Below are 25,368 nucleotides of genomic sequence, written 5' to 3'. Positions count from 1 at the left end.
CGGCGAGCCGCGCTGCGCCCCGACCCCCACCGGCGGCGGCGGCGTCGCGCGGCTCGCCGCGCTGCGCCCCCGACCCCGGGCCAGGCGGCGCAGCGCCTGGCCGGTCGAGGCGCCGGACCGTACCAGAGCCGCTCGGACGTAGGCCCAAAGATTTGCTATGAAGCCCAGGGCCCCGTATGGCCGAACCCGAGTCCAATTCCGGTAAGATTCTCTACCCTGCAGTCGCGGTGCTCATCGCCCTGAGCGCGCTCTTCGGCCTTGCGATCCTGCCGCGACTTGCGCCTGGGGTCGGGGGCATGGTCGGCGCGGTGGCCCCCGACGTGACGCTGCCGGTCGCGGCCAACGGCGAGCCCGGCGCGCGCATGCAGCTCGCCGAGCTCAAGGGCCAGCCGGTGATCCTCGACTTCTGGGCCACCTGGTGCGGCCCCTGCGCGGTCCAGGCGCCGATCCTCGACCGGATCGCGCGCCGGTACGAGAAGAAGGGGCTCGTGGTGCTCGGCGTCAACGTGGACGACCCGCCCCACGTGGCCAGCCAATACGCCCTCAAGAAGGGCCTCTCGTATCCGATCCTCATCGACGACGCCAAGGAGGCGTCGGTCCGGTACGGGGTGGACAAGCTGCCGAGCCTCGTCGTCATCGACCGGCAGGGGAACGTCGCGGCGTACCTGACCGGCATCGTCGACGAGGCGAGCCTCTCCGAGATCGTCGCGGCGACCCTCTGACCTCGCTCCACGTGTCACGGCCCTCCCGAACCTCGCGCGTCGCGCTCGCGGCGCTCACCGCGGCCTCGGCCGCCTGCTCCCGCGGCGAGCCCGATCGCGGCCCCGGCGACGCCGCCGCGCCGGCGGCCAGCGCCTCGGCGCCCTCGGCGGGCCCCGCGGCCTCCGGCCCGGGGGGCGCGGCCCCGCCGGCCGCCGGGTCTGCCGGCGCGGCTGGGTCTGCCGGCGCGCCTCCGGCGGCCGGGGGTCCTGCCGGCGCGCCTCCGGCGGACGGGGGCGCGGCGCCGCCGCCGGCCGGGGATCCGATGGCGATCCACTACGAGGCGCGCGAGGACCTGGTGCGGCTCTTCTCGCTGAAGGAGCTCACGCCGCGGGAGCGCAGGTTCAAGAACCCCGAGCTCTTCCTGGAGAAGAACTTCGGCGGCGGCGGGCCGGGGCGCATCAACCAGGGCAACAGGGCGCTCGCGCGGCACACGCGCTCGAAGGAGCAGTGCCTCGAGGGGCTGCGCGGCGTGGTCCTCCAGACGGAGGAGCAGCGCGCCCGCTGCGGCGGCCACGAGAACATGGTGCCCGTCTTCAAGACCGTGCGGGGGAAGGCGAGGCCGGCCGAGTTCTGCATCGACGTCTTCGAGTTCCCCAACAAGCCGTGCGAGCTGCCGATGGTGTGGGCGAGCCCGACGCAGGCGGCGGCCATGTGCAGCCTCCAGGGCAAGCGCCTCTGCACCGAGGACGAGTGGAGCCTCGCGTGCCGCGGCGATCCGGAGGGCGGCGCGCCGCGGACGTACGCCTACGGCGACGAGCTCGACCTCGCCGTCTGCCACACGCAGACGCGGCACCGCGACATCGACGGCAAGCCCTGCGACGCCGACACGGCGCGCTCCGCCTACGAGACGTGCGCGACCGACACCGAGCCGGCGGGCGCCTACCCCGCGTGCCGCTCCCGGTTCGGGGTCTTCGATCAGCACGGCAACGTGGCCGAGATCATGACCCGCCGCGACCGGGACGACGGCAAGCAGTACAGCCAGCTCAAGGGGAGCGCCTGGTTCTACGTCGAGGTCGCCCGCGCGCACGACGCCCCCCGGCCGAAGGGGCAGGAGACGTATCCCGATCACTGCTCCTTCAGCCCGCGCTGGCACGTGGAGCCGATGGAGAACGCCTGGCACGTGAATTACCACCTCGGGTTCAGGTGCTGTAAGACGGTCCACTGACGCGCCCGGGCGCCGCGGCGGGGCTCTTTTTGCCTCACGCGGCGTCTTTCCTCTCGGGAGAGCGCGATCGTCTCGCTGTCCGTATCCACGGGATGAAGAGAGCCAGTCTCCTCGTGCGGCTCGGGGGGCCTCCGCCTCGGGGAGGAGGCGCCCGCCTGCGACCGAGGCGCGCGGCTGGATCGCGCCTGCGCCGAGGGGTACCCTTGCGCCTCGATGCAGGCGCTGGCTCAGCACGCGCGGATCGCGCGCGGCACGTCGGGTGAGAGCCGCTGGGAGATGGCGACTCGGCCCCCGGCGCCGCGCCTCCGCCCCTACATCCGCGACTACTGCGGTTACAAGGAGGAGACGCCTGGGCCGCTGCGGCGGGTCGAGTTCCCGATGCCGCAGGTCGTCGTCATCATCGAGTTCGGACCGCCGGTGCGCGTGTTCGACGCCGGGAGCGATCGCCGCCACGCGTCGTACCCGGGCGGCTTCGTCGCGGGGCTCGACGACACCTTCACGATCACCGAGCACGACGGGCTCCAGCGCGGGATCCAGGTGAACCTCACCCCCATCGGGGCGCGGCTCTTCTTCGGCGTGCCGATGGCGGAGCTCACCGGGCGCGTGATCTCCGCGCGCGATCTGCTGCCGAGCAAGCACGCCCGCCTGGCCGAGCGCCTCGAGGAGCTCCCCACCTGGGACGCGCGCTTCGACCTGATCGAGCGCGCGCTCGGCGAGCGCGTCGACGAGGCGCGACACGCGCTCGGCGTGGTGCCGTGGGCGCTCCGGCGGATCGAGGAGCGCGGGGGCGCGGTCGACATGCGGGCGCTCGCGCGCGAGCTCGGCTACAGCCACAAGCACGTGATCGACCTGTTCCGCGAGCACGTCGGCGTCCCCCCCAAGCTCCTCGCCCGCCTCGTGCGCTTCGAACGGCTTGTGCGGCACCTCAAGGCGGGCGCCTCGGGGACGTGGGCCGAGCTCGCGCAGCGCTTCGGCTACTACGACCAGGCGCACCTCGCGCGGGACGTGAAGCAGTTCACCGGGACGACCCCGACCCGAGCGCGCGCCGCGCTGCTCGAACTCTCCGGCATCAGCCCCTGATCCCTTGTCGCCCCAACGAGGAGGCAGCCGTCCGGCCGCGCGGAGGACGCAGCGGATCGGCGGTTCCATCGCGACGGCCTCTCGAAGATCTGCCGCGTAATTCGATTCACAACCAAACCTGCTTCTTCAAGATCGTGCCGCAGGAAGACATGGCATCCGCCGTAGAATTTTCGTACAAGTGAAGAGGGCATGGCCGACAAACATCGTTTCGTTCCAGAGGGCATCGTCCTTCTCTGGACCGACGCCGCGCTCGGCCCGTGCACCGCGACCTCGCGCAGCCAGATCCGCTCCAGTTGCCGGTCGTACCGTGATGTCGTCTGTGTGTTACCGATCGTAGCGCGATGTCGTCCGCGTGTTACCGATCGTAGCGCCACGTCGCCGAACGAGGTCCCCCGCGCGTTGCCGGCCGTGAAACGTGTATTCCCTCGACGCCTCGTATGGTATCCTCCCGGCGAGATCAGCGGATGGCGTGTGCGCTGCGCAGCGGGCATTCGACGCATGGCGGCGCGGCGCTCGCCTCATCGAAGATACCGGAGCCGACGGGTAATTCCCACGAATGCGCTCGCTTCCGGATGACGGCGCGTTCAACGCGACCATCGTGAGGACGGGATTGCGATCACACGGAAGCTGATCGAAATGCCTTCCGCCGGGAATGCACCTGCGGTCGCGCTGCGCGGTGTCTCCGACGGAGGAAAGCGCAGCACGACCGTTTCGAGCATGACCATGCCGAGCCCCTTAGACTCAGCGAGGCCCACCATGTCCTGTCGATTGAAATACTCCAAGCTGCTCACTGCAACCGCCATTCTCCCCCTGCTCGTCGCGTGCGGCTCGAGCGATGACACGGGCAACGCCGGCGGCGGCGGCAACGACATCGCGACCAGCAGCGGCGGGTCGCCCGGCAGCACGTCTTCGAGCGGCGCCGGTGGGCCTGGCTCCGGCGGCGGGGGCCCGGGGCCGAGCAGCTCGAGCGCCGGCGGCTCGGATCCGGTGGGCAGCACCACGAGCGGCACCGGCGGCTCCACGCCGGGCGAGGACTCGGAGCTGACCGGCGTCGAGATGCCCGGCGAGGCTTGCCCCGTCCCCAACATGCCCGCCTTCGACGCGTTGCCGACGTATGAGAAGCTGCACGATCCCTTCACCATGATGGATGGCACGAAGGTGACGACCCGGGCGCAGTGGGTTTGCCGCCATCGGGAGATCCGCGAGATGGTCCTGCACTACGAGACCGGCCCGAAGGAGATCAAGAAGGCCACCGTCTCGGGCAGCATGGCGGGCGACAAGCTGACGATCAACGTGACCGGCGGCGCGCAGGACGTCTCGTTCACCGTGAGCATCTCCCTGCCCAGCACCGGGACAGCCCCCTACCCTGCGCTGATCGGGCTCTCCGGCGGCTCTCTCAACAACAACCGGCTGAAGCAGATGGGCGTCGCGATCATCAACTACGATCACAACGGCGTGCAGCCGGAAGGGGACCGGAGCAAAGGCATCTTCTCCAAGTTCCATGGGAGCGCGGAGAGCGGCGCCCTGATCGCCTGGGCCTGGGGCGCGAGCCGCATCATCGATGCCCTCGAGTCCACGCCTGCAGCGCAGATCGATCCGACGCGGCTCGCCATCACGGGCTGCTCGCGCAACGGCAAGGGGGCGCTCATGGTCGGCGCCATGGATTCGCGCTTCGCGCTGACCATCCCGCAGGAGTCCGGCTCTGGCGGCGTGGCGGCGTGGCGGGTCTCGGAGGTCGACAACATGGGCCGGACCAGCGGCGGCGTCCAGAACCTGAGCAGGACGTACAGCGAGCAGCAGTGGTTCAGCAAGGCGATCGAGCCGTTCGGCCGCGCGGTGACCAAGCTCCCGCTCGATCACCACGAGCTGGTCGGCATGGTGGCGCCCCGCGGGCTCCTGATCCTCGGAAACCTCAACTACGAGTGGCTGAGCACGAACAACGCAGACCAGGCCGGCGGCGCCGCCCGGATGATCTACGAGGCGCTCGGCGCGAAGGAGAACATCGGGTACGTCGACAGCGGGCACAACCACTGCGGGCAGGACTACGCGAACGGCGAGCAGGACGCGATCGAGGCCTTCGTCAAGAAGTTCCTGCTCAAGGATGCGAGCGCGAACACCAACGTCTGGAAGCCGAAGAACGAGCTCGACAAGGCCAAGTGGGTGGAGTGGACGGCCCCGGCGATCCCCTGACGGCGAGCCCCCAAGGGAGAGACGGCCCCGGTCCCTGGCCTCTCCCCGGCGGCGGCGCAGCGCGGCGCGGCCGACGCGCCGCCGGGCGACCCGGCAGGGGCCGAGGTAAAATCTTTACAATACCCCCGGCGTCGCGCTCCCCAAGGTAGGCCCCGAAGGAGCGAACACCATGTCGAGCGGGTCTCCCACGAATCTGCCCCCTGCGTTCCGCCTCAACCAGATGATCATGAGCCTCTGGGTGCCGCAGGTCGTCCACGCGGCCGCGGAGCTCGGCGTCGCTGACGTCCTCGCCGAGGGGCCGCTCCCGAGCAGCGCGGTCGCGGCGCGGCTCGGCACGCACCCCGACGCGACGGAGCGCCTGCTCCGGGCCCTCGTCACGCTCGAGCTGCTCGCCCCCCGCGGGGACCGCTTCGAGCTCACCGAGATGGGGCGATGCCTCGAGACGAGCTCCCCGAGCTCGCGGCGCGCGTGGTCCCGGCTCATGGGCGGGCCGGGCGTGTGGAAGGCCTGGGGCCGCTTGACCGACTGCGTCCGCACCGGCCGGATGGCGTGGGGCGCCGGAGACGCGGCGGCGCCGTCCGGGACCGAGCACTTCGACGAGATGGGGCGCGACCCGGCCGCCGCCGCGATCTTCCACCAGGCGATGGTGGAGCTCACCCGCGGGGTCGCGCCCGGCATCGTCGAGGCCGCGGATCTGCGGGGCGCGCGCCGGGTGGTCGACGTGGGCGGCGGCTACGGCGCGCTGCTCTGCGCGATCCTGGAGGCCCACCCCGGCGTGGAGGGGGTCGTCTTCGATCTCGAGCACGCGCGCGCGGGGGCGCTCCAGCTGTTCGCGTCGCGCGGCGTCGCCGCCCGCGCCTCCTTCGTCGCGGGGAGCTGCTTCGACGCGGCGCCGCCGGCCGCCGACGTCTACGTGCTCAAGAGCGTGATCCACGACTGGGACGACGCGCGGAGCCTGACGATCCTGGGCAAGTGCCGCGAGGCGATGGACGGCGCGGCGCGCCTGCTCGTCGTGGAGCCGCCCGCCCCCGCACAGCGCGGGAACGCGGCGCTCGAGTGGGTCCTCACGTTCAGCGACATCAACATGCTCGTGAACACGGGCGGGCGCGAGCGCACCGAGGCCGAGTACCGCGCGCTGCTCGAGGCCGCCGGGCTCTCCGTGAAGGGCGTGCGCGAGACGCCGAGCTTCTACCGGATCTTCGAGGCGGCGCGGGCCTGAGATAACTTCACGAGAGCGACCCTTCCCCTTGCCGAGGTGCACCGCCGTGGTCTCTTCCGACGAACTTCGAAAGCTCGCGATGTCGCTGCCCGAGGCCGAGGAGCAGGACCACTTCGGCAAGCCGTCGTTCCGCGTGCGGGGGAAGATCTTCGCCACCCACTGGGTGGCGCAGGAGCAGGCGGTCCTGAAGCTGTCGCTGGAGGAGCAGGACAGCCTGGTGCAGGCGCAGCCGGACGTCTTCTCGGTGACGCCGTGGGGACACCAGGGCTGGACGCGGGTGGAGCTCCGTCGCGTCGACACGGCGCTCCTGGAGGAGCTGCTCGTGGGGGCGTGGCGCCGCGTGGCGCCGAAGCGCGTGGTCGCGCAGCGGGACGCGGGCCGGAGCGCGGAACCGGCGGCGCCGCCGGGGGCTCCCTCACGTCCGCGGAGACGCCAGCGCGCGACGTGACGGACGCCGGGGCGCGCGGCCCGGAGAGCGCCTCGGCCGCGCGCGGCGATCCCGGCGCGGAGGGCGCTGTCTTTTTTTTCTGATGGGGAAGGAAAAATCGATCGAGGTCGTAGTATGTTCACGCGCCGCGCGCCTGACCGGTCGACGATTCAGCCCGTTCGCATCCTTCGACGGAGCCGTCCTCCAGCGCCGCGCGGACTCTCAGGTGAACATTCTCGATGATGGAGCGCTCGATGACACGGATGAAGCTTCTTGGAATGCTGATGGTGGGGCTCGCGCTCGTTGCGTGCGGCGATGATGGCGAGGAGGGCAATTCGGGCCCCGGCGGCACCAGCAGCACCAGCGGCACCGGCGGCGCGGACGGCACCGGCGGCAACGGCGGCACGGACGGCACCGGCGGCAACGGCGGCACGGACGGCACCGGCGGCAACGGCGGTGAGACCGGGGGCGACCTGGACGACAAGCAGCTCGGCGAGCTGACGGACGCGGAGGCGCAGGCGGTGTGCGACGCGCTCGCCGCCTCGGCCGCGGACATCACGAAGGAGGACGCGTGCGAGCTCTTCGGCTTGATCACCGCCGCCACGCCCGGCTCCGGCCTCGACTGCGAGACCGCCAAGGAACAGTGTATGGACGAGCCCGAGGAGCCTACGGAAGAGGGGATGTGCCCGACGGAGGACTTCGCGGGGTGCACCGCCACGGTCGCCGAGTTCAAGGCCTGCACGAACCGCCAGCTCGAGACCGTCAAGGCGCTCACGTGCGAGTCGGACCTCGCGTCCGTCGAGACGCCTCCGGAGTGCGAGGCCATCGGCGAGAAGTGTCCGGAGCTCGCCGGAGGCGGGGACACCGGCGGCGAGGAGCCCTGAGGCTCCCCGCTCGCCCGCTACCGGTCGATCTCGGGCGCCACGACGTCGAAGCTGGCGATGAGCGCCACGAGATCGGCCAGGAATAGCCCCGGGCTCTTCGCCTCGATCATCGCCATCGCGGTGAAGCTCCCGGTCCGGAACCGCGCCCGGTACGCCTCCTCCGCGCCCCGCCCGATCACGTAACACCCCATGTCGCCGCGGGCGCTCTCGATCCGCGCGTAGGCCTCGCCGTCGGGCCTCATCTTCTTGGGCAGCTTGCCCAGGATGTCGTCCTCCGGGTGCTCGTCGACCTTGTCGAGCGCCTGGCGGAGGATCTTCGCCGACTCGCGGCACTCCTCGACCCGCACGTAGAACCGGTCCCAGCAGTCGCCCACGGCGCCGTAGCGCCCGCGGCCCACGGGGACGTCGAACTCGAGCTCAGGATACACCGAGTAGCCGTCTTCCTTGCGGAGATCCCATTTCACGCCGGACGCGCGCAGGTTGGGGCCGACGAGCCCCCAGTCCTTCGCCTCCTCGGCCGTCACCACGGCGACGTTGGCGAGCCGCTTGATGAAGATGTCGTTCAGGCTGATGAGCCGGTCGAACTCGACCATGATCGGCTCGAAGCGGTCGAGCCACCGCCTCACCTTGTCGGCCCACCCCTTCGGCATGTCGAACGAGACGCCGCCGATGCGGTGGTAGTTGAAGGTGAGCCGCGCGCCGCACAGCTCCTCGATGAAATCGTTGATGTGCTCGCGCTCGCGCAGCGCCCACGGGAAGGGGGTGACCGCGCCGACGTCCATGGCCATCGCGCCGAGCGCGATCATGTGGCTGCCGATCCGGTTGAGCTCGCAGGAGATGACGCGCAGGTACTGCGCCCGCTTCGGCACCTCGATGCCCATCAGCTTCTCGCAAGCGCTCGCCCAGGCCTCGTTGGCGAACATCGCCGCGACGTAATCGACGCGGTCGGTATAAGGCATGAAGCCGCTGTAGGTGCAGCGCTCGCCGATCTTCTCGATGCTCCGGTGCAGGTAGCCGACGTCCGGCACCGCCTTCCGGATGATCTCGCCGTCCGTCGAGATGACGAAGCGGAGCACCCCGTGGGTCGACGGGTGGTGAGGCCCCATGTTGAGGGTCATCTCGTCGTCGAGGTCGCTCCCCGGGCCCGCGCCCCCGCGGTCGACGCTGAAGATGACCTGGCTCATGTCGCCTCCGCCTCCTTCTTCGGCAGCTTGATCTTGAAGAGCTCGACGGGGTTCGGCCGCTGCGTCGGGATGCCGTGGTATTCGGCCTTCTCCTGCCAGTCCTTGCGGAGCGGGTGCCCCTCCCAGTCGTCGGGCAGGAGCAGGCGCCGGAGGTCCGGGTGCCCCTCGAAGCGCACGCCGAGGAGGTCGAAGCACTCGCGCTCCTGCCAGTTCGCGGCCGACCACACGTCGACCAGCGTCGGCATCGCCGGGCTCTCCCGGTCGAGGAACGCCTTGAGGACGACCCGGTGCTTCTTCGCGTACGAGTAAATGTGATAGACGACCGCGATCTTCTTGAGATCGGGGTAGTCGACCCCGGTGATGCACTCCAGGTAATCGAACTCGAGCTCCGGCGCCTCGCGCAGGTGCTGGCCCACGGCCTGGATCTTCTCCGGCGCGACCTGGAACCAGGCGTCGCGATCCTTCGCGGACACGGGGTGGAGGTCGAAGACCGCGTCTTCGCCGAGCTTCGCCTGGAGCGCCTGGAAGATCTCTTCGGGTGTCATGGGGTGCGGGAGCGCGGAACGAGCATGGAACGAGACAGAGTGGCGGCTCAGCCGCCCGTCGCGCCGCGGCGGCCGAGGGCCCGCTCGCTCTTGATCTTCTCCTGGATCTTCAGGAGCCCTTCGAGGAGCGCCTCGGGGCGCGGGGGGCAGCCGGGCACGTAGACGTCGACCGGGATGATCTGATCCACGCCCTTGCAGACCGAGTAGGCGTACTGGAAGAGGCCGCCGCAGTTCGAGCAGCTGCCCATGGAGATGACGTAGCGGGGCTCCGACATCTGGTCGTAGAGGCGCTTCACCCGGGTGGCCATCTTGTACGTCAGCGTCCCCGCGATGATGAAGAGATCGCTCGAGCGGGGGCTCGGCCGCGGGGCCGCGCCGAAGCGCTCGAGGTCGCCGCGGGGGCCGCCGGTCTGCATGAGCTCGATGGCGCAGCAGGCCAGGCCGAAGAGCATGTACCAGACGCTGTTCGACCGCCCCCAGTTGAGCAGCCAGTTCACCGTCTGGTCGACGCTCGTCGTGATGACGCCGCCGCCGTCGCTCTCGTACTTCGCCTCCCACCCGCGGGGCGGGGCCATCAGGTTCAGGTTCGATGTCATGACTCCGCACCTCCGTCGGCCACCGCGGCGCGCGCGCCGCTCGCGAGCGCCGCCCCGGCCGGCGCGCCCTCGCCCGCCGCGCCCGCGATCGGCGCGCGCGCCCGAGACCGGCTGCTCACGTTCTGGGCCCCGCGCGGATCGCCCTTGATGGCGCGGATCCAGTTGAGATCGCCCTTCGCCCAGACGTAGGCGAAGCCGAGCATCAGGATGGCGACGAAGAGGAAGATCTCGATCAGCGCGAAGAGGCCGCTGCCCTGGTCCACCCAGCGCTTGAACACCGCCGCGACCGGGTAGATGAAGGCGATCTCGACGTCGAAGATGATGTAGACGAGCGCGATGATGTAAAACCGCGGGTTGAAGTTGAACCACGCGGGCCCGACGGGCGCCTCCCCGCACTCGTACGTCTCGACCTTCTCGGCGTACGGGTTGCTCGGGCGCAGCAGCTTCCCGAACAGCAGAGAGCCGAGGACGAAGCCGATCGCCACCAGGAAGAACGCGGCAACGCTGGCATATGCCATCAACATCGGACGGGACCTCGCTCGGCTCGCCCTCCCTCGCCCCGGGCGAGAGAGCGCCAGATCAGGGGCGGTATGTAGGTGAAAAGATGAAGCGCGGCAAGCCAGCAGACCCGGGAGCGAGCGCGCGCTGAGCCCGCCCCCTCGCGCGGTTTTTCGGGCGGCGCTGGGGCAGCGCGGGGTGAGGCGGCTCGCGGAGCCGCCGCTCGAAGCCCCTCGGAGCCGCTGCTCGGGATCGACAGGACGCGCCGCGCTGGGGTATCGGTCGGGCGTGGGTCTCGTGGACGTGGCTGTGCTCGCGGCCGTGGACGGGGCGGCGCAGGCGCTGCCCATCTCGGCCAGCGGGCACGCCGCGGCGGCGCGGCTCTGGCTCCGCTCGGCCGACGGCGACGCGTGGACCGCCGCCGCGCAGGCGCTCGCGGCGGCCGCGGCGCTCGCGGTCGCGGCGCGGCGGCGGCTCCTCCGCGCGCTCGGCGAGGGCGCCCGCGCGCTCGCGCGGCCGTCGCTCTTCCGGGCGTCGCCGCCGGCGCGCGACGCGGCGCTGCTCGCGCTGGGCGCCGCCGCGAGCCTCCTCGTCGCGGCGGCGCTCCGGCCGTACGCCGCGCTGTGGGGGCAGGAGCCGCTCGCGGTGGGGCTCGGCCTGCTCGCGACCGGCGCGGCGCTCGCGAGCACGGCGATCGCGCCGCGGCGCGACGGGCGCGGCGCGACCGACGCGCCGTCGCTCGTCGGGATGCTCGCGGTCGGCGCGGCGCACGGGGCCGCGGCGCTGCCGGGCGGGTCGCGCGTCGGGGCGGCGCTCGTGCTCCTGCTCTGGCTCGGCGTCCGGCCCGCGCGCGCCGTCGAGCTCGCGCTCGCGCTGACCATCCCCGCGCTCGCCGCCGCGGCGCTCGCGGAGGCGCCCGCGCTCCGCGACGTGCCGCCCGGGGCGGACGCCGCGGCGCTGAGCCTGCTCGCCGCCTTCCTGAGCGCCCTTGCGGCGGCCGCCGCGCTCCGCGCGCTCGCCGAGCGGCGGCGCACGGGCGCGCTCGCGCTGTGGGTCGTCCCGCTCGGCCTCGCGATGGTGGCCTACGCGCACGCGCTGCCGGGCCCCGCCTAAGCGGCCCCCTGCCACGGCGCCGCGTCCCTGCGTTACCCTGGGGCGTGTAACCCTCGACGATCGCTCATGAGCTCGACCGAGACCCCCGTCCATGTCCTGATCCTCGCCGGCGGCGCGGGCACGCGCTTCTGGCCGGCGTCGCGCGCGGCGCGCCCGAAGCAGCTCCTGCCGCTGCTCGGCGGCGAGCCGCTCATCACCGCGACGGCGCGCCGGGTGCTCCCGCTGTGCGGAGGCGCCGGCTGGGAGCGCATCTGGATCGCGACCGGCCAGCACCTCCTGGCGCCCACGCGGGCCGCGCTGCCCGACGTCTCCGAGCGGCGCCTGCTCGTCGAGCCCGCGCCGCGCAACACGGCGCCGTGCATCGGCTGGGCGGCGGCGACCATCGCGCGCGAGGATCCCGAGGCGGTCGTGGTCGTGCTCCCGAGCGATCACCACATCGCCGACGTGCCGCGGTTCCTCGAGGCGCTGGAGGCCGCCGTCGCATCGGCCCGGGGCGGCGCGATCACGACGATCGGCATCCGCCCGACGCACGCGGAGACGGGCTTCGGCTACATCGAGGCGGAGGGCGCGGCCGGCGCCGGGAGCGCGGCGCCCGCGGCGCCCTGCAAAGTGCTGCGCTTCGTCGAGAAGCCGAGCCGCGAGCGCGCCGCGGAGTTCGTGGCGAGCGGCCGCTTCCTCTGGAACGCGGGGATGTTCATCTTCCGCGCGGGCGACATGCGGGCGGCGATCCGCGCCCACCTGCCGGCGCTCGCCGAGGGGCTCGACGAGATCGACCGCGCCGCCGCGCAGGGCGCCGCGGCCGAGGCGGAGGCGGTGCTGCGCGTGTTCCCGCGGCTGCCGGCCGTGAGCGTCGATCACGGCGTGATGGAGCACGTCGCCGGGCTCGCGGTGGTGCCCGGCGATTTCGGCTGGAGCGACCTCGGCAGCTGGCAGAGCGCCTGGGAGCTCGCCGAGAAGGACGAGCGCGGCAACAGCGCGCCCGCGGGGTCGGTGCTCGTCGACGCGCAGGGCAACCACCTGGTCGATCTGCGCGCGCGCGCCGGCGGCGCGCCGGGCGACGGCCGGGTGATCGCGCTCGTCGGCGTGGAGGGCCTCGTGGTGGTCGAGACCGACGACGCGCTCTTGATCGTGCCGCGCGACCGGGCGCAGGACGTGAAGCACGTGGTCGACGCCCTCAAGGCGCGGGGGCAGGGGCGGCACACCTGACGGCGCGTCGCCCGCCCTACTCGCGCGGCTCCCCCCGCCGCGCCACCGCCCGCGCGTAGAGCTCGCGCCGCGGGAGCCCGAGCTCGACCGACAGCTCCTCGGCGATGTGCTTCGCCCGCCTCCCCTGGGCGAGCTCGCGGTCGATGCGCGCGTCGAGCTCCTCGTCGCTCGGGCGCGCGCCCTCCGCGGCCGGCTCGGCGGGCGCGAGCACCAGCGTGATCTCGCCGAGCCACTCCCGCTCCAGCGCCGCGAGCTCCTCCACCGCGCCGCCCAGGATCTCCTCGTGCACCTTCGTCAGCTCGCGCGCGACGACCGCGCGCCGGCCGCGCATGCGCTCGGCCAGCTCGGCCAGCGTGTCGCGGAAGCGCCGCGGCGATTCGAACAGCACCACCGCCTCCGGCGTCGACGTGACGAGGGCCAGCGCCTCGCGCCGCTCGCGCCCGCCGCGGGGCAAGAACCCCACGAAGCGGAAGCCCCCGGTCACGAGCCCCGACGCGCTCACCGCGGCCATCACCGCGCTCGGCCCCGGGATCGCCACGACGCGGGCCCCGGCGTCCCTGGCCGCGCGCACGAGCGCCGTCCCCGGATCGCTCACGACCGGCGTGCCGGCGTCGGTCATGAAGGCGATCGACTCGCCCGCCGAGAGCCGCGCGGCCGCCCGCGCGGCGTCCGCCTCGGAGGCGTGCGCGTCGAACCGGTCGACCGGCTTGCCCGCGACGCCGAGGTGGCCGAGCAGCGCGCGCGCGCGCCGCGTGTCCTCGGCGAGGATCCGGTCCGCCGCGCGCAGCGTCTCGACCGCGCGCAGCGTGACGTCGCCGAGGTTCCCGATCGGCGTCGCGACCACGTAGAGGCACCCGCGATCGCTCACCCCGCCCTGCTCGCCGCCGGTCGACAAGGCCTAGTCCGCTTCGACGGCGTCGCCGAGCTCCTCCTGCAGGTACGTCCGCAGCTTCGACTGGAGCCGCGCCTCGAGCTGGCGCACGCGCTCGCGCGAGATGCCGAACTCGTTGCCGAGCTCCTGGAGCGTGAGCGGATCCTCCGCGGCCATGCGCTTGTCGAAGATGATCACGTCCTTGCCCTTCAGCGTCTCGCGGAACTTCGAGAGCCGGTCGTGGACGAGCATGCCCATCTCGCTCGCCTCGAACGCGCTGTCCGGGCTCGCCCCCGACGAGACGAGCAGCTCGACGCGCGGGATCGTCCGGCCCTCGAGATCGCCGACCGGGGCGTCGAGCGACGCCTCGCCGCTGGCGAGGCGGCGGTCCATGTCGACCACCTCCTTCTCCTCGACCGACAGGCGCTTCGCGATCTCCGCCGCCGTCGGCTCGATCCCCATCGCCGAGAGCTTCGCCTTCTCCTTGTTGAGGTTGAAGAAGAGCTTCCGCTGCGCCTGCGTGGTGCCGAGCTTCACCAGGCGCCAGTTGTTGAGGATGAAGCGCAGGATGTACGCGCGGATCCACCACGCCGCGTACGAGGAGAGCTTCACGCCGCGGTACGGATCGTAGCGCTTCACGGCCTGCATCAGGCCGATGTTCCCCTCCTGGATGAGGTCCATGATGTTCTTGTACGCGCGCCGGTACTCGTACGCGAGCTTGACCACGAGCCGCAGGTTCGCCGTCACGAGCCGCGCGGCGGTCGCGACGTCCTGCGTCTTCGCGTACTTCATCGTCAGCTCCTTCTCCTCGTCCGCCGTGAGCAGCGGGTGGCGCTGCACCTCGCGCAGGTAGGCCTGCAGCGGGTCCGTGCGCGACAGCGCCGCGTCGCCGCCGCGCCCCTCGGGGGCGGCGCCGGCGCGCGCGGTGCGCGGGAGCTCGATGTCGTTCAGATCGAGGTTCGCGTCGTCGATGACCTCGCCGACGACCTCCACGACGTCCCCCTCGTCGACGTCGCCGGCCGGCGCGGCGCCGCTCTCGGGCGGCGCGTCCCCCTCGTCCTCGTCGTCGCGCGGGCCGTCGTCGTCGCTGGCCGCGGGCTGCGCCTCGCCGCGCGCGCCGCCGGCGCCCTTCGCCGCGGAGCGCGCGCGGCGCTTCGCGGCGGGCCTGGGGGCCGCGTCCGCGCCCCCGTCCGTACCCGTGCTCCCGTCCGCGCCTTCGTCCTCCGGCCCGGGCGGCGGGCCCGCCTCCGCCGCCCCCGCGGGCTGCGGCGCACCGGTCCCCTTCGTTCGCTTCGTTCGCGGCTCGCTCTTGCTCTTCGCCACCAGGACCTCGTCCTCGAAGTTCTAGTACAGGCCCGCCGCACCGCGCCACCGGCGCCGGCGCGCAGGCACCTCGCGATCCGAGGCTACCCGCTCCGCAATCCGCAGGTAAGGAAGAGAGCGCGCGAGATCGGAGAACGTGCTACACGGCAGCCTCCACGTGGACTCGCACCGCCCCCCGCGCCCGCGCTCGCTGCGCCCCTGGTACCTGGTGGCCACCATGCTGCTCACCTGGCTCATCGGCGTGCGCGGCTTCATGGCGGGATGCGGGACGGCCATGTACCTGCGCGGCGGCATGGCCCCCGACGTGATGGCCGTCGCCCAGCAAGCACGCGACCAGGGCGAGCCATTCCAGTTCACGTACCTGGTGCTCGAGGCGGCCCAGGCGCGCGCCCTCAGCCTGTACCAGGACGTCTCCTTCCCGCTCAGCATCGGCAAGGTGATCCTCGGCGGGCTGCTCGTCATCGCGAGCGGCCTGGCGCTCGGCGGGCGGCCCGGCACGCGCGGCTTCGTGCTCCAGGTCCTCTTCGCCAACCTGGCCTTCGCCGCGGTCGATTACGCGCTCACCCGGGGCGTCCGCGGCGCGTGGATCGACATGGTGGCGCAGGCGGGGGCGCTCCTGCCCCCCGACGTCCCCGAGCGCGCCGGCCTCACGAACCCGGGCCTCTGGTGGACCGCCGAGCGGGTGCGCTTCGTGGTCTTCGAGCTGGCCATCCTCGGCGCCGCCGCGCTGGCGCTGACGCGGGCGCGCACCAAGCTCTACTTCCAGGCGGTCGCCCGGACGGCGGTCGACCCCGGCGACGAGCCATGAGCACCGCGGAGAGGATCGCCGGCGCGGATCCTCGATCGAAGCCCGCCCAGCCCGAGGCGCGAAGGGTCGCCGTCCTGCCGGACGACCTCGCCAACCAGATCGCGGCCGGCGAGGTGGTCGAGCGGCCGGCGAGCGTGGTCAAGGAGCTCGTCGAGAACGCGCTCGACGCGGGCGCGCGCCGCATCCGCGTCGACATCGAGGGGGGCGGCGTCGGCCTGGTGCGCATCGCGGACGACGGGCGCGGGATGAGCCGCGAGGACGCCTCGCTCGCGGTGCTGCGCCACGCGACGAGCAAGATCGCGCGGATCGACGACCTCCGCTGCATCCAGAGCTTCGGCTTCCGCGGCGAGGCGCTCCCGAGCATCGCCTCGGTGAGCCGCTTCTCGCTGCGCACGCGGCGCGACGGCGAGTCGGAGGGGACGGAGATCCGGATCGAGGGCGGCGGCCCGACGCAGGTCGTCCCCTGCGGGTGCGCCGTCGGCACCGTGGTCGAGGTGCGGGACCTCTTCTACAACGTCCCCGCGCGGCGCAAGTTCCTGCGCGCCGTCGGGACCGAGTCGGCGCACGTGACCGAGATCGCGCAGGCGGTCGCGCTCGGCGAGCCGGGCGTGACGCTGGTGCTCTCGCGCGACGGGCGCGTCGCGCGGGAGTGGCTGCGCACCGCGAGCCGCGCGGAGCGGGCGCGCGCGATGCTCGCGGGCGAGGAGCTCGCGACGTGCGCCGGGCAGCGGGGGCCGCTCACGGTCGAGGCGTTCGTGTCGCGGCCGGAGCGCGCCCGCTCGGGCGCCGGCTGGCTGTGGATGTTCGTGAACGGGCGGCACGTGCGCGACCGGTCGCTGGCGCGCTCGATCGCGCTCGCCTACGGCAGCGTGCTCGAGCCGGGCCGGTACCCCATCGGCGCGGTGTTCATCGATCTTCCTCCCGAGCTCGTGGACGTGAACGTCCACCCGCAGAAGGCCGAGGTCCGCTTCGCCGACGGCCGCGCCGTCGCCGACGCGCTCTACAAGATCGTCGCCGCGCAGGTGGCCGCGGCGTTCGGCCTGCCCGCGCCGGCCCCCGGCGGCTTCCAGGGCCGCAAGGGCAAGCTCTTCGAGGACGCGGCCTCGCCGCCCGGAGACGCCTGGGTCTGGTCCAGCGGCCCCTCCGCGGGGGCGCCCGCGGCGGGCGCGCCGAGCGAGCGCCAGGAGCCGCCGGCCGACCCGTGGGGCCTCGGCGGCGATCTCGTCGGGATCCCGCCGGGGCGCCCCGAGGCCGCGCGCCCCGGGTCCGCCACGAGCGGCGTGGGCGCGCCGGCGCAGCTCGGGGTGTGGGACGACATCGCGCTCCCCGAGCGGCGCGACGGGGCGGTCGGGCCGGCGATCGCGCCGGGCGCTCCGGGGATCGCGCCAGAGGAGCCGGCGGCCGCGCTGGGCGGGCCGGCGAACGTGCCGGGCGGGCTGGCGACCGCGCAGGGTGGGCCGGCGGCCGTGCCGGGCGGGCCGGCGAACGTGCCGGGCGCGCCACCCGTGCCGTACCCGACCGGCAGCGGGGCCGTGCTCGCCGCGGCCGAGCGCGTCCTCGCCTGGAAATCGCTGCGTTTCCTCGCGCAGGTGCGCAACACGTACTTCGTGTGCGAGGGCCCGGACGGGATCTACTTCCTCGACCAGCACGCGGCGGCGGAGCGCGTGACGTTCCACCGGCTGCGCGCGGCGTACGACGGGCGCGACGTCGCGACGCAGAAGCTGCTCTTCCCGGTGCTCGTGCCGGCGGCGCCCGCGGAGGTGTCGCTGGTCGAGGAGGCGCAGGAGGCGATCGCGCGGCTCGGGCTCGACGTCCGCCCGGCGGGCGCGGCGCAGCTCGCGGTGCACGCGGTGCCGACGCTGCTCCGCCGCGCGGCGCCCGAGCGCCTCGTGCGCGACCTCGTGGACGAGCTGAGCCACTCGGGCGAGCGCGCCTTCTCGGGCGCGGTGGACCTCGCGCTGGCGACGATGGCCTGCCACGGCTCCCTGCGCGCCGGCGATCCGGTGGCGCCGGACGAGGCGCGCGCGCTGCTCGCGGCGCTCGACGAGGTCGATTTCGCCGGCCACTGCCCGCACGGCCGGCCGATCGTGATGCGCGTCGGCTGGCCGGAGCTGGAGCATCGCGTGGGGCGGCGGTGATCGAGGCCGAGCGCGGGCTCGCCCCGGAGGCGAGCGAGGCCGCCGCGCCGCCGTACGCGGCCGCCGCGCCGCCGTCGTGGGAGACGATCGCGCCGCCGTCGTGGGAGGCGATCGCGCCGCCGTCGTGGGAGGCGATCGCGCCGCCGTCGCCGGGCGAGCTGCTCGTCGTGGTCGGGCCGACGGCGAGCGGCAAGACCGAGCTCGCGATCCGGCTCGCGGAGCGCTTCGGCGGCGAGGTGGTGAGCGCCGACAGCGTGCAGCTCTACCGGGAATTCGACCTCGGCTCCGGCAAGCCGACGTCCGTCGAGCGGGCGCGCGCGCCGCACCACCTGATCGACGTGGCCGATCCGCTGGAGGCGATCGACGCCCAGCGCTTCGCGGAGCTCGCGGAGGCGGCGATCGGCGATATCCGCCGCCGGGGCCGGGTGCCCATCGTCTGCGGCGGCACGTTCCTGTGGGTGAAGGCGCTGCTCTTCGGCCTGTCGCCCGCGCCGCCCGCCGACCCCGAGGTGCGGGCGCGCCACCGCGCGATCGCCGAGGCCGAGGGGCGCGCCGCGCTCCACGCGCGCCTGGCCGAGGTGGATCCGGAGAGCGCGGCGCGCCTCGCGCCGAACGATCTCGTGCGCGTGAGCCGGGCGCTGGAGATCTACGAGCGCTCGGGCCGGACGCAGAGCGCATGGCACGCCGAGCACGGCTTCCGGGAACGCCGCCACGCTGCGCGCCTGCTCGCGGTGCAGCGGGACCGCGCCGAGCTCGACCGCCGCATCGAGGCGCGCGTCGCCGGGTGGCTGGAGCAGGGCTGGGTGGACGAGGTCCGCTCGCTCATGGCGCGCGGCTACGGCGGCGCGCGGGCGATGGGCTCGGTGGGCTACCGGGAGGTGCGGGCGCACCTGGAAGGCGGCCTGCCGGCCGCGGAGCTCGCGCCGGCCATCGTGCGCTCCACGCGCGTCTTCGTGCGGCGGCAGCGCACCTGGCTGAGAGATCAGCCGGTCGCGTACGTCGCGCTCGCCGAGCGGTGATAGTTAGATAGCCTAACGAACCTTATCGCGCCGCGAAGCAGCCCCCGACGAGCGGACGAGGGCGGTCGAGGGGGGCAGGCCGGTCGCATGCGCCAGGCTCACGGGCAGCGTTGATAGTTAGATAGACTAACGAACCTTATCGCGCCGCGCGGAAGCCCCTCCACGAGCCCCCGAGGCAGCCCCGGGGCGTCGCGGCCACGGGCGGTCCGGGCGCGCGACGGCGCGGGTCAATAGGCGAAGGCCTGGTAGACCTCGGTCTCCTCGGGGCCGTCGAGCGACTCGACGATCGGGTTGAAGCGGAGCATGCGCTTCGCCCGCTCGGACAGGTGGGGGAGGCTCTCGCGGGGCACCCGGATCGAGACCTCCGGGCGGAAGAGCCAGCGGCGGCTGTAGCCGATGACGACCATGGGCCGCGGCTCGCGCGAGCGGTTCGGGGTCCCGCGGTGCAGGCCGCGAACGTCGCGGACCATGACGTCGCCGAGATCCATGGTGATCGGCTCGAGCGCGACCTCGCCCTGCTCGAGGCGCCGCATCCCCTCGGCCTTGGAGAGCATGTGCGTGCCACGAGCGATCTCGAGCGGGCCGTTCTCGGCGGTGACGTCGACCAAGGGGAAGTTGACGGCGAGCTGGAACGCAGGCGTCTCCCTGCCGGTCTCCGGGAAGAGCGGCGGCGTGTCGCGGTGGACGTCCTGGTACTCGGACCCGAGGAGCGGTGTGTCGGTCGCGAGCTGGACCATGGTCGTGTCGGCCCCCACCAGGCGCTCGACGACGCCCAGGATCGTCTCGTCTTCGTAGATGCGCGGCTCCGCGAAGGGGGCTTTGAACGGGAGCGTCACGTAATAGCGCCCTGGCCCCCGGTTCTTGAGGTGCCCCTCGCGCGCGATGTGCGCGTCGAGGAGCGGCGCGAACGCCTCACGCCACGAGTGCAGCAGGCTCTTCGGGATGAGGCTCTTGATCAAACAGAACCCATCGCGCTGCGCTGCGTGGGCAAGCTCATCCAGTTCGGCGCTCGTGCGTCGGGCGTGGCTCATAGCTCGGCGCCAAGCTTGGTGTGGCTCCCGCCGAGTCGTCAAGCTCAGCACTCGCCGTCTACCGATTCGTGCCGACCCCGCCTTTCGCGGAATCGTCGTCTTCGAAAGAGAAGTCGCCGCGTCAGGCAGCTGGAGCACGCGCGGGACGGACGAGCGCTCTCATCTCGCCCGATGTCCGGAGGACGCCGCGTCGGCGGCGTCGATTCCCTCGCCGTCAGCGCGGCTGCACCTCACCTCGCCGTCGCAGCGCGGGCAGCCCGCGCCGCGGGGCCGCGGCTCCTGCGCGAACGCGACCCGACCGCAACCAGCGCAGACGGTCATGTGGCTCCGGTAGAGCTCCGCGTCGGAGAGGATCTCGGCGGCGAACAGGCTGAGCACGATGTCGCTCAGGAGGTCGCTCTCGCGCGGCGCCGGGATCCAGCCCGAGCGGTCGCCGACCACGCTCCACCTCACGCGCGCGCTGTACAGCGCTGCGCGGAGGAACCCGCGATCGGGGTTCGGCGACACGAAATCGAGCAACGCGAGCGCCACGCGCCGGCGCGCACATCCGGTGAGCGCCGCGATCTCGCGGTGACGCTCGTCGAGCTCGCAGAGCTCCACGGTCGCCGCGCCCGGCTCGCGCAGCGCGCGGGGGGCCTTCATCCAGCCGGGCGCGATCACGTGCTCGTGGAGCCACGCCGCGAGCTCGTGGGGTTCCCACGGACGGGTGGTGACCTGCATGAAGCTGAGCGCGCCGGCCAGGCTCGGGCTCGCGAGCAGGCGCGCCCGCAGCGCGACGAACGAGCTGGCCCGCCCAGCGCCGACTCGAACGCCCTGCCCGAGCGCCTCTCGTCGGACGGAGCGGCTCGCGGGCCTGAGGCCTTCCATCGCGATCTTCAGGGAATTGCTCATAAGTTCCATGGTGTTCCGTCCCGCGGTACGCTGCGGGGGGCGGCCGATCGCCGGCGATGTGCGGCGCTGTAAGCGCCCCGCGTGCCAGCCATTCGATGCGTCAGCCCTCCGCCGCATCGCGCGAAGACGCGCTGATTGCGCTCAAAAGAGCGCGGCGCGCGAATGCAGCTGAGGTCTCGAGACCGCCGTCCATCGCACGCAATTGCTGCGTCCAGGCATCAGGCAGCTGGAACGCAATCGACATCTGCGCTCGGAGCGCGTCCTGCGCTCATCCGCGGCTCGATGAAGAGGGTCCGTTTCGCGCGCCGGCGCGGCACCCAGGCGATCATCCGCCCGCGACGACCCGAGATCGCGTCCGATCGCTCCCCGAAACATCGTGATGAGAGCACCCGATGCGTGCCTGCCGTCGGCTCACCCGCCGGGCAGCGAGGAATCCATCACTGCGGGCGCGGCGGCGAGATCGCGGCGCCGAGCGCGTGGGCCGCGCGCAGGGTCACGACCCGCAGGTGACCGTCGGGCAGGTGCTCCCGCCCCGCGACCAGCGCGGTCAGCGGCACCCAGTGAAGCCCCCGATGCGGAGCGGACACCGGCGCCGCCACCCCGGTGACCACGAAGGCGATGGGATGGACCAGCTCCGGCGTCAGCCCTGCCGAGGGGCGGTAGGCGCCTCCGAGCTCGACGGCCTCGCCCGCGTCGACGCCGTACTCGACCAGGAGCCGCGCCCGCACGAAGGCCTCGGCCTCCGCGAGGGTGCGCGCGCTCCGAGGCAGCCGCCACGCCGGCGCGACCAGGAGATCGCTGTTGCCCGAGAAGCTCTGGGCGGCGGGCAGGTCGTGGTCGTCCACGCCGAGCACCACCTCTCCCGACGGCGCGCGCGCCAGCAGCGCGGTCGAGACGGTCAGCGCGCCGAGCGGCCGCGGCACCACGTACTCGAGCTCGCGCGCGGCCACCACGGCGCCGCCTTCGGCGAGCTCCTCGAAGCGCGCCCGCCGCACCTCGAGGAACCCGGCGCTGGCGCTCGGGTCCACCCGCGCGTACCGCCGGCGGCTCGGGCGCTCGAGCAGGGCGCGCAGCGACGTCGGCTCCACGACGGCCACCGCGCCGCCGCCCACGCTCGCGAACGCGGCGCCTGCGGCGCCCGCTCCGGGCGGCGCGGAGGGCCCCGCGGGGAGCGCGATGTCGTCGCCGATCCACGGCCCGAACGGCAACCCGAAGCGCGCCAGCAGGTCGTAGACGTTCAGCTCGAGCCGCGCGTCGGGCAGGCCGCCGACCTGCGCGGCGCGCAGCAGCTGGCGCGCCTCGATCGCGCGGATGCGGCCCGAGGTGCCGAACCCGGAGACGTTCTCGGGAGGCGCGTTCACGAACGACGGCTCGACCTCCACGAGCATCGAGCGCACCTCTTCGAGGATGCCGCCGGGCGACGGGTAGTACGTCGTCCCCGGGATCATCCGCTGGATCGCCTCCGCCCGCACGCCGGCCGCGCGCTCCAGCGCTCGCTCGACCGTGTGGCCGACCGGGAGCTCGGTCTGCACGACCGCGATCGGCTCGGCCAGGTAGTCGGCCGGGCCGCTGCCGTCGAGGGGCGGCGTCTCCTCGCGGCAGGCGCGCGCGATCGGGCGCGGGTAGCTCGTCCTCGCCAGCACGTACGCCGTCTCGCCGGCGAAGAAGAACGGCACGATGTCCAGCGTGGGGTGGGGCCGCGCCGCCAGGTCGAACACCCGCCCGGTGGCGCGATCCTGGTGGTGCTCGATCCGCAGGAACCGCGGAGGGCCCTCCGCCGGCCGGAGCCGGAACGCGACCCCCTGACCGGCCCTCACCTTCTCGCCGACGATGAGGTAGTTCGTGGGCGGATACGGCAGCCGCGCGCCCGCGGCGTCCCGCAGCTCGAAGCGGCCGGCGAACCGGTTGCGCACGATCCACGGGTTGCGCAGCGGCGTGGACGACAGCACGCGCAGGCCGAGACGGGCGAAGAGGGCCTCGAACTGCGCTTGCGAGAAATAGGTGTACTCCTCCTTGACCTCGGCCTCCCAGTCGGCGCGGTAATCCTTCCGCAACGCGAACTCGACCGCGTGCTTGTGGGCGAGCCGATACCGCCGCCACCCGGGGCGCGGCGCGGGAAGCGCGCCGGACGGCCCGGGGGAGAGCCGCTCCAGCGGGAACCCGGGCTCGGGCGACAGCGAGCGAAACTCGCCGGCGAACCGCTCGAGCAGCGCCGCGGTCGAGGCGCTGCGGGGGTCGGGGCCGCCGTCGCCGTCGTCGGCGGGCACGTCGAGCAGCACCGGCTCCGGCCCAGGGTCGACGAAGTCGCGCACCACCAGCACGCCGCCCGGCGCGAGCTGCTCCACCTGCGCCGAGAGCGCGTCCGCCGCGTTCGCGTGGCGATAGCCGCCATACGAGGTCACGTGGTGCAGCACCGACGAGTCGAAGATCCCGTCGAGGCTCTCGGGCGGGAAGACCGCCGTGGCGATGTCGCCCAGCTGGAAGCTGAGGTTCGGGTGCCGGTGAGCGCGGCGCGCGAGCTCGACGACCGTGGGATCGATGTCGACGCCGATCACCTCGAGGCGTGGGTAGAGCTGCGCCAGCGCGGCGCTGCCCTGCCCCGAGCCCATGCCCATGTCGGCGACGCGGCCCTCGCACAGGAGGTGCGCGGCCGTGAGCGCGATCTTCTGGCGCATGGACGCGTCCATCGCGGACAGGTACCGCGCGTACGCGGAAAGGTCGTCTCGCCGTTGATCCGCCTCGTACCCCGCCGCCGCGCTCGTCGTCATGGCCACGAGTGTACGCGGGGCGCGGGGGGCGGAAAGACCGCAGCACGGGTCGTCGAGCGCGCTCCTGCGTGCGGCGCAGGACCTCGTCCGAGGTGGTGTTCGACGGGATCGCCGCGCCGAAACAGGGTGGAGTACGCGGATGTTGGGGGAAGCGATGGTCGGCAGGTCGTCCGCGGCTCCGCGCGACCGACCCTCCCAGTCGCCGACCCCCGCGGAGCCCGCCGCGACAGGCGCGTGGGGGCGCGCCTGTCGCGGCGGCGGTGCGCGTGGCTCAGGTCGCGGCCAGGCCCGGGAGCGGCGACTTCGCCGCGAGGGTCGGATCGCCGAAGCCAGCGTAGTCCGTGACGCCCATCGCGTCGCACAGGCTGAGCAGCACGCGCTCGTGCCGTTCGTTGCTCTTGATGTACCGGCCGCCCGGGGCCGTCTTCAGGTAGCCGCCGGTGCCGCTCGCCAGGACGAACTTCATCTCGTTCTGGGTGTGGTTCGGCGCGTCGCCCATGTCGCGGCACCAGGCGACCAGCGTGTTGTCGAGGAGCGTCCCCGAGCCGTCGGCCTCGGGGATCGACTTCAGCTTCTTGACGAGGCTGACGAACTGCTGGTGCAGCCACTTCTCGAGCTTGATCAGGTCGGCGTGCGCAGGGGCGCCGGTGTGGATCATGCCGTTATGCTCCTCACCCCTGAGGCCGATCTCGTCCAGAGCCACGTTCATCGTCTGATCCGAGCCCCACTGGATCCCCGCGACCCGGGTCATGCCGCACGCAAAGGCGCTGACGATGATATCCATGTGAATCAGGTTCGCCTTCAGGTTGTTGGTGAAGTCGCCCGTGGGCTTTCCCGGGACCGTGCAGGCCCCGCCGCCGCCGCCGCCGCCGCCGCCGCCGCCGCCGGTCATCTGGCCCGCGATGGACTGCTCGAGCTGACGGATCGAGTCGAGATGCAGATCCAGCTTGTACTTCTGCTCCGACCCGAGATTCCCCTTCAGCGTCGTGATCTCGCCCCTGAGATTGTCGAGGATGCTCTTGCGCCGGCGCAGCCGCTCCTCGGCGGAGTTGTCGTTGGGGGTCGTCGGGTTCGTCGGCGCCACATCGCTGAACAGGTTCGAATAGGCGGTCACCGGGGACGCGGTGGGCGGCAGGTTGTCCTTCTTGTAGAACCCGGTCTTGCCGCCTCCGGTGTCGGCGCCGAGCAGGAGATACTCGGTGGACGTCCCCAGCGTCCCGGCGGCCTTCAGCTTCTCCACGATGAACTGGTCGACCGAGATCAGCCCGTAGGGGCCGTTGCTGAAGTAGCCCATCCCGGTGAGGCCGTCGGCGGACCCGTGGTTGTTGCTCGGGCTGGCGCTGGGGAGGCCATCCACCATCACGATGTGCTCCTTGATCTCTGCGAGCGGCGAGGTGGACTCGCTGAACGTCGGGGTCTCGCCGGAGACGCTCGTGGGCTTCCAGATCGAGGGAGCCGTCCCCATGGTGAAGAAGATCAGGAGCCGCTTCGGCTTCTTTCCAGGAGCCGCATTGGCGATCGAATCATAGAAGGGCGCGAACAGCAGGCTGGCCCCCAGGCTCGCCCCGACACCCTTAAGAAAGCTCCTACGATTGTGGCTGCGCATGACCGATCCTTTCACTCACTACCGAACTCTTCGTTGTTTGCAGC

Annotated in this window: 24 protein-coding genes; 12 read left to right on the top strand and 12 right to left on the bottom strand. The window is 72.8% G+C overall.

What is annotated here, in order from left to right; all coding sequences use genetic code 11:
* Positions 1–176: 176 nt before the first annotated feature.
* From NQZ70_RS51830 to NQZ70_RS51820, 3 genes are all read left to right on the top strand, one after another.
* Positions 177–722: a TlpA disulfide reductase family protein gene (locus tag NQZ70_RS51830; protein ID WP_061621161.1), complete on the top strand. Its 546-nt coding sequence runs from the start codon at positions 177–179 to the stop codon at positions 720–722.
* Positions 723–733: 11 nt separating this feature from the next.
* A complete protein-coding gene (locus NQZ70_RS51825; RefSeq protein WP_129580831.1) occupies positions 734–1,927 on the top strand; it encodes an SUMF1/EgtB/PvdO family nonheme iron enzyme in 1,194 nt (397 codons plus the stop codon).
* 276 nt (positions 1,928–2,203) lie between these two features.
* Positions 2,204–3,007 (top strand): AraC family transcriptional regulator, encoded by an 804-nt coding sequence (locus NQZ70_RS51820; protein ID WP_237244845.1) that lies wholly within the window; start codon positions 2,204–2,206, stop codon positions 3,005–3,007.
* Positions 3,008–3,591: 584 nt separating this feature from the next.
* Here the strand turns inward: NQZ70_RS51820 and NQZ70_RS51815 are convergent.
* Positions 3,592–3,732 carry a hypothetical protein gene (locus NQZ70_RS51815; RefSeq protein WP_165374596.1) on the bottom strand — a complete coding sequence of 47 codons (141 nt, stop codon included), beginning with the start codon at positions 3,730–3,732 and terminating at the stop codon, positions 3,592–3,594.
* A gap of 31 nt (positions 3,733–3,763) precedes the next feature.
* Here NQZ70_RS51815 and NQZ70_RS51810 point away from each other — a divergent pair, with 31 nt between their 5' ends.
* From NQZ70_RS51810 to NQZ70_RS51795, 4 genes are all read left to right on the top strand, one after another.
* Positions 3,764–5,197 carry a dockerin-like protein gene (locus NQZ70_RS51810; protein WP_165374595.1) on the top strand — a complete coding sequence of 478 codons (1,434 nt, stop codon included), beginning with the start codon at positions 3,764–3,766 and terminating at the stop codon, positions 5,195–5,197.
* Positions 5,198–5,366: 169 nt separating this feature from the next.
* Positions 5,367–6,416, top strand: a complete 1,050-nt coding sequence (locus NQZ70_RS51805; protein ID WP_129580827.1) for a methyltransferase — start codon at positions 5,367–5,369, stop codon at positions 6,414–6,416.
* Positions 6,417–6,462: 46 nt separating this feature from the next.
* Positions 6,463–6,864 (top strand): MmcQ/YjbR family DNA-binding protein, encoded by a 402-nt coding sequence (locus NQZ70_RS51800; RefSeq protein WP_129580826.1) that lies wholly within the window; start codon positions 6,463–6,465, stop codon positions 6,862–6,864.
* 233 nt (positions 6,865–7,097) lie between these two features.
* Entirely contained in the window at positions 7,098–7,727 is a 630-nt protein-coding gene (locus tag NQZ70_RS51795; RefSeq protein ID WP_237244844.1) for a hypothetical protein, read from the top strand.
* A gap of 17 nt (positions 7,728–7,744) precedes the next feature.
* Here NQZ70_RS51795 and NQZ70_RS51790 read toward each other — a convergent pair whose 3' ends face one another.
* The 4 genes from NQZ70_RS51790 to NQZ70_RS51775 are packed head-to-tail and all read right to left on the bottom strand — an operon-like array spanning position 7,745 to position 10,576.
* Complete coding sequence (locus NQZ70_RS51790) at positions 7,745–8,911, bottom strand: NADH-quinone oxidoreductase subunit D (RefSeq protein WP_129580823.1); 1,167 nt, start codon at positions 8,909–8,911, stop codon at positions 7,745–7,747.
* Positions 8,908–9,456, bottom strand: coding sequence for an NADH-quinone oxidoreductase subunit C (locus tag NQZ70_RS51785; RefSeq protein WP_129580822.1), 549 nt, complete (start codon positions 9,454–9,456; stop codon positions 8,908–8,910). Before NQZ70_RS51785 ends, NQZ70_RS51790 begins: the two co-directional genes overlap by 4 nt.
* 47 nt (positions 9,457–9,503) lie before the next feature.
* Entirely contained in the window at positions 9,504–10,052 is a 549-nt protein-coding gene (gene nuoB / locus NQZ70_RS51780) for an NADH-quinone oxidoreductase subunit NuoB (RefSeq protein WP_129580821.1), read from the bottom strand.
* Entirely contained in the window at positions 10,049–10,576 is a 528-nt protein-coding gene (locus NQZ70_RS51775) for an NADH-quinone oxidoreductase subunit A (protein ID WP_129580820.1), read from the bottom strand. The genes nuoB and NQZ70_RS51775 overlap by 4 nt, the downstream gene beginning before the upstream one ends.
* 262 nt (positions 10,577–10,838) lie before the next feature.
* Here NQZ70_RS51775 and NQZ70_RS51770 point away from each other — a divergent pair, with 262 nt between their 5' ends.
* Both NQZ70_RS51770 and NQZ70_RS51765 read left to right on the top strand, forming a co-directional pair.
* Complete coding sequence (locus NQZ70_RS51770; RefSeq protein ID WP_237244843.1) at positions 10,839–11,663, top strand: undecaprenyl-diphosphate phosphatase; 825 nt, start codon at positions 10,839–10,841, stop codon at positions 11,661–11,663.
* A gap of 66 nt (positions 11,664–11,729) precedes the next feature.
* Positions 11,730–12,869 (top strand): mannose-1-phosphate guanylyltransferase, encoded by a 1,140-nt coding sequence (locus NQZ70_RS51765; protein ID WP_129580819.1) that lies wholly within the window; start codon positions 11,730–11,732, stop codon positions 12,867–12,869.
* Between the two features lie 16 nt (positions 12,870–12,885).
* Here the strand turns inward: NQZ70_RS51765 and rsmI are convergent, their stop codons facing one another.
* Together rsmI and NQZ70_RS51755 are read right to left on the bottom strand one after the other, a co-directional pair.
* On the bottom strand, positions 12,886–13,737 hold the full coding sequence (rsmI, locus tag NQZ70_RS51760) for a 16S rRNA (cytidine(1402)-2'-O)-methyltransferase (protein WP_237244842.1): 852 nt from the start codon (positions 13,735–13,737) through the stop codon (positions 12,886–12,888).
* Between the two features lie 30 nt (positions 13,738–13,767).
* Positions 13,768–15,063 (bottom strand): RNA polymerase factor sigma-32, encoded by a 1,296-nt coding sequence (locus tag NQZ70_RS51755; protein ID WP_129580817.1) that lies wholly within the window; start codon positions 15,061–15,063, stop codon positions 13,768–13,770.
* A 136-nt stretch (positions 15,064–15,199) separates the two neighbouring features.
* Between NQZ70_RS51755 and NQZ70_RS51750 the strand changes: the two genes are divergently transcribed.
* From NQZ70_RS51750 to miaA, 3 genes are read left to right on the top strand one after another with little or no spacing between them, the layout of a single operon-like run.
* Entirely contained in the window at positions 15,200–15,871 is a 672-nt protein-coding gene (locus tag NQZ70_RS51750) for a hypothetical protein (protein ID WP_129580816.1), read from the top strand.
* The gene (mutL, locus tag NQZ70_RS51745; protein ID WP_129580815.1) at positions 15,868–18,009 is read left to right on the top strand and encodes a DNA mismatch repair endonuclease MutL; all 2,142 of its coding nucleotides are present in this window, start codon (positions 15,868–15,870) and stop codon (positions 18,007–18,009) included. Before NQZ70_RS51750 ends, mutL begins: the two co-directional genes overlap by 4 nt.
* On the top strand, positions 18,006–19,028 hold the full coding sequence (gene miaA / locus NQZ70_RS51740) for a tRNA (adenosine(37)-N6)-dimethylallyltransferase MiaA (protein WP_129580814.1): 1,023 nt from the start codon (positions 18,006–18,008) through the stop codon (positions 19,026–19,028). Before mutL ends, miaA begins: the two co-directional genes overlap by 4 nt.
* A gap of 227 nt (positions 19,029–19,255) precedes the next feature.
* Here miaA and NQZ70_RS51735 read toward each other — a convergent pair whose 3' ends face one another.
* The 5 genes from NQZ70_RS51735 to NQZ70_RS51715 all read right to left on the bottom strand — a co-directional run bounded on the left by NQZ70_RS51735 (position 19,256) and on the right by NQZ70_RS51715 (position 25,324).
* Complete coding sequence (locus NQZ70_RS51735; RefSeq protein WP_129580813.1) at positions 19,256–20,059, bottom strand: phytanoyl-CoA dioxygenase family protein; 804 nt, start codon at positions 20,057–20,059, stop codon at positions 19,256–19,258.
* Positions 20,060–20,218: 159 nt separating this feature from the next.
* The gene (locus NQZ70_RS51730) at positions 20,219–20,950 is read right to left on the bottom strand and encodes a hypothetical protein (RefSeq protein ID WP_237244840.1); all 732 of its coding nucleotides are present in this window, start codon (positions 20,948–20,950) and stop codon (positions 20,219–20,221) included.
* Between the two features lie 100 nt (positions 20,951–21,050).
* The gene (locus NQZ70_RS51725) at positions 21,051–21,194 is read right to left on the bottom strand and encodes a hypothetical protein (protein ID WP_165374594.1); all 144 of its coding nucleotides are present in this window, start codon (positions 21,192–21,194) and stop codon (positions 21,051–21,053) included.
* Between the two features lie 193 nt (positions 21,195–21,387).
* Positions 21,388–23,718 carry a class I SAM-dependent methyltransferase gene (locus NQZ70_RS51720; protein ID WP_129580812.1) on the bottom strand — a complete coding sequence of 777 codons (2,331 nt, stop codon included), beginning with the start codon at positions 23,716–23,718 and terminating at the stop codon, positions 21,388–21,390.
* 271 nt (positions 23,719–23,989) lie between these two features.
* Complete coding sequence (locus tag NQZ70_RS51715; RefSeq protein WP_129580811.1) at positions 23,990–25,324, bottom strand: DUF1552 domain-containing protein; 1,335 nt, start codon at positions 25,322–25,324, stop codon at positions 23,990–23,992.
* Between the last annotated feature and the right edge of the window lie 44 nt (positions 25,325–25,368).

The sequence above is a fragment of the Sorangium sp. So ce836 genome, from assembly GCF_028553905.1.
Lineage (GTDB): Bacteria > Myxococcota_A > Polyangia > Polyangiales > Polyangiaceae > Sorangium > Sorangium cellulosum_D.
This window is presented reverse-complemented; position numbering and strand designations above follow the sequence as displayed.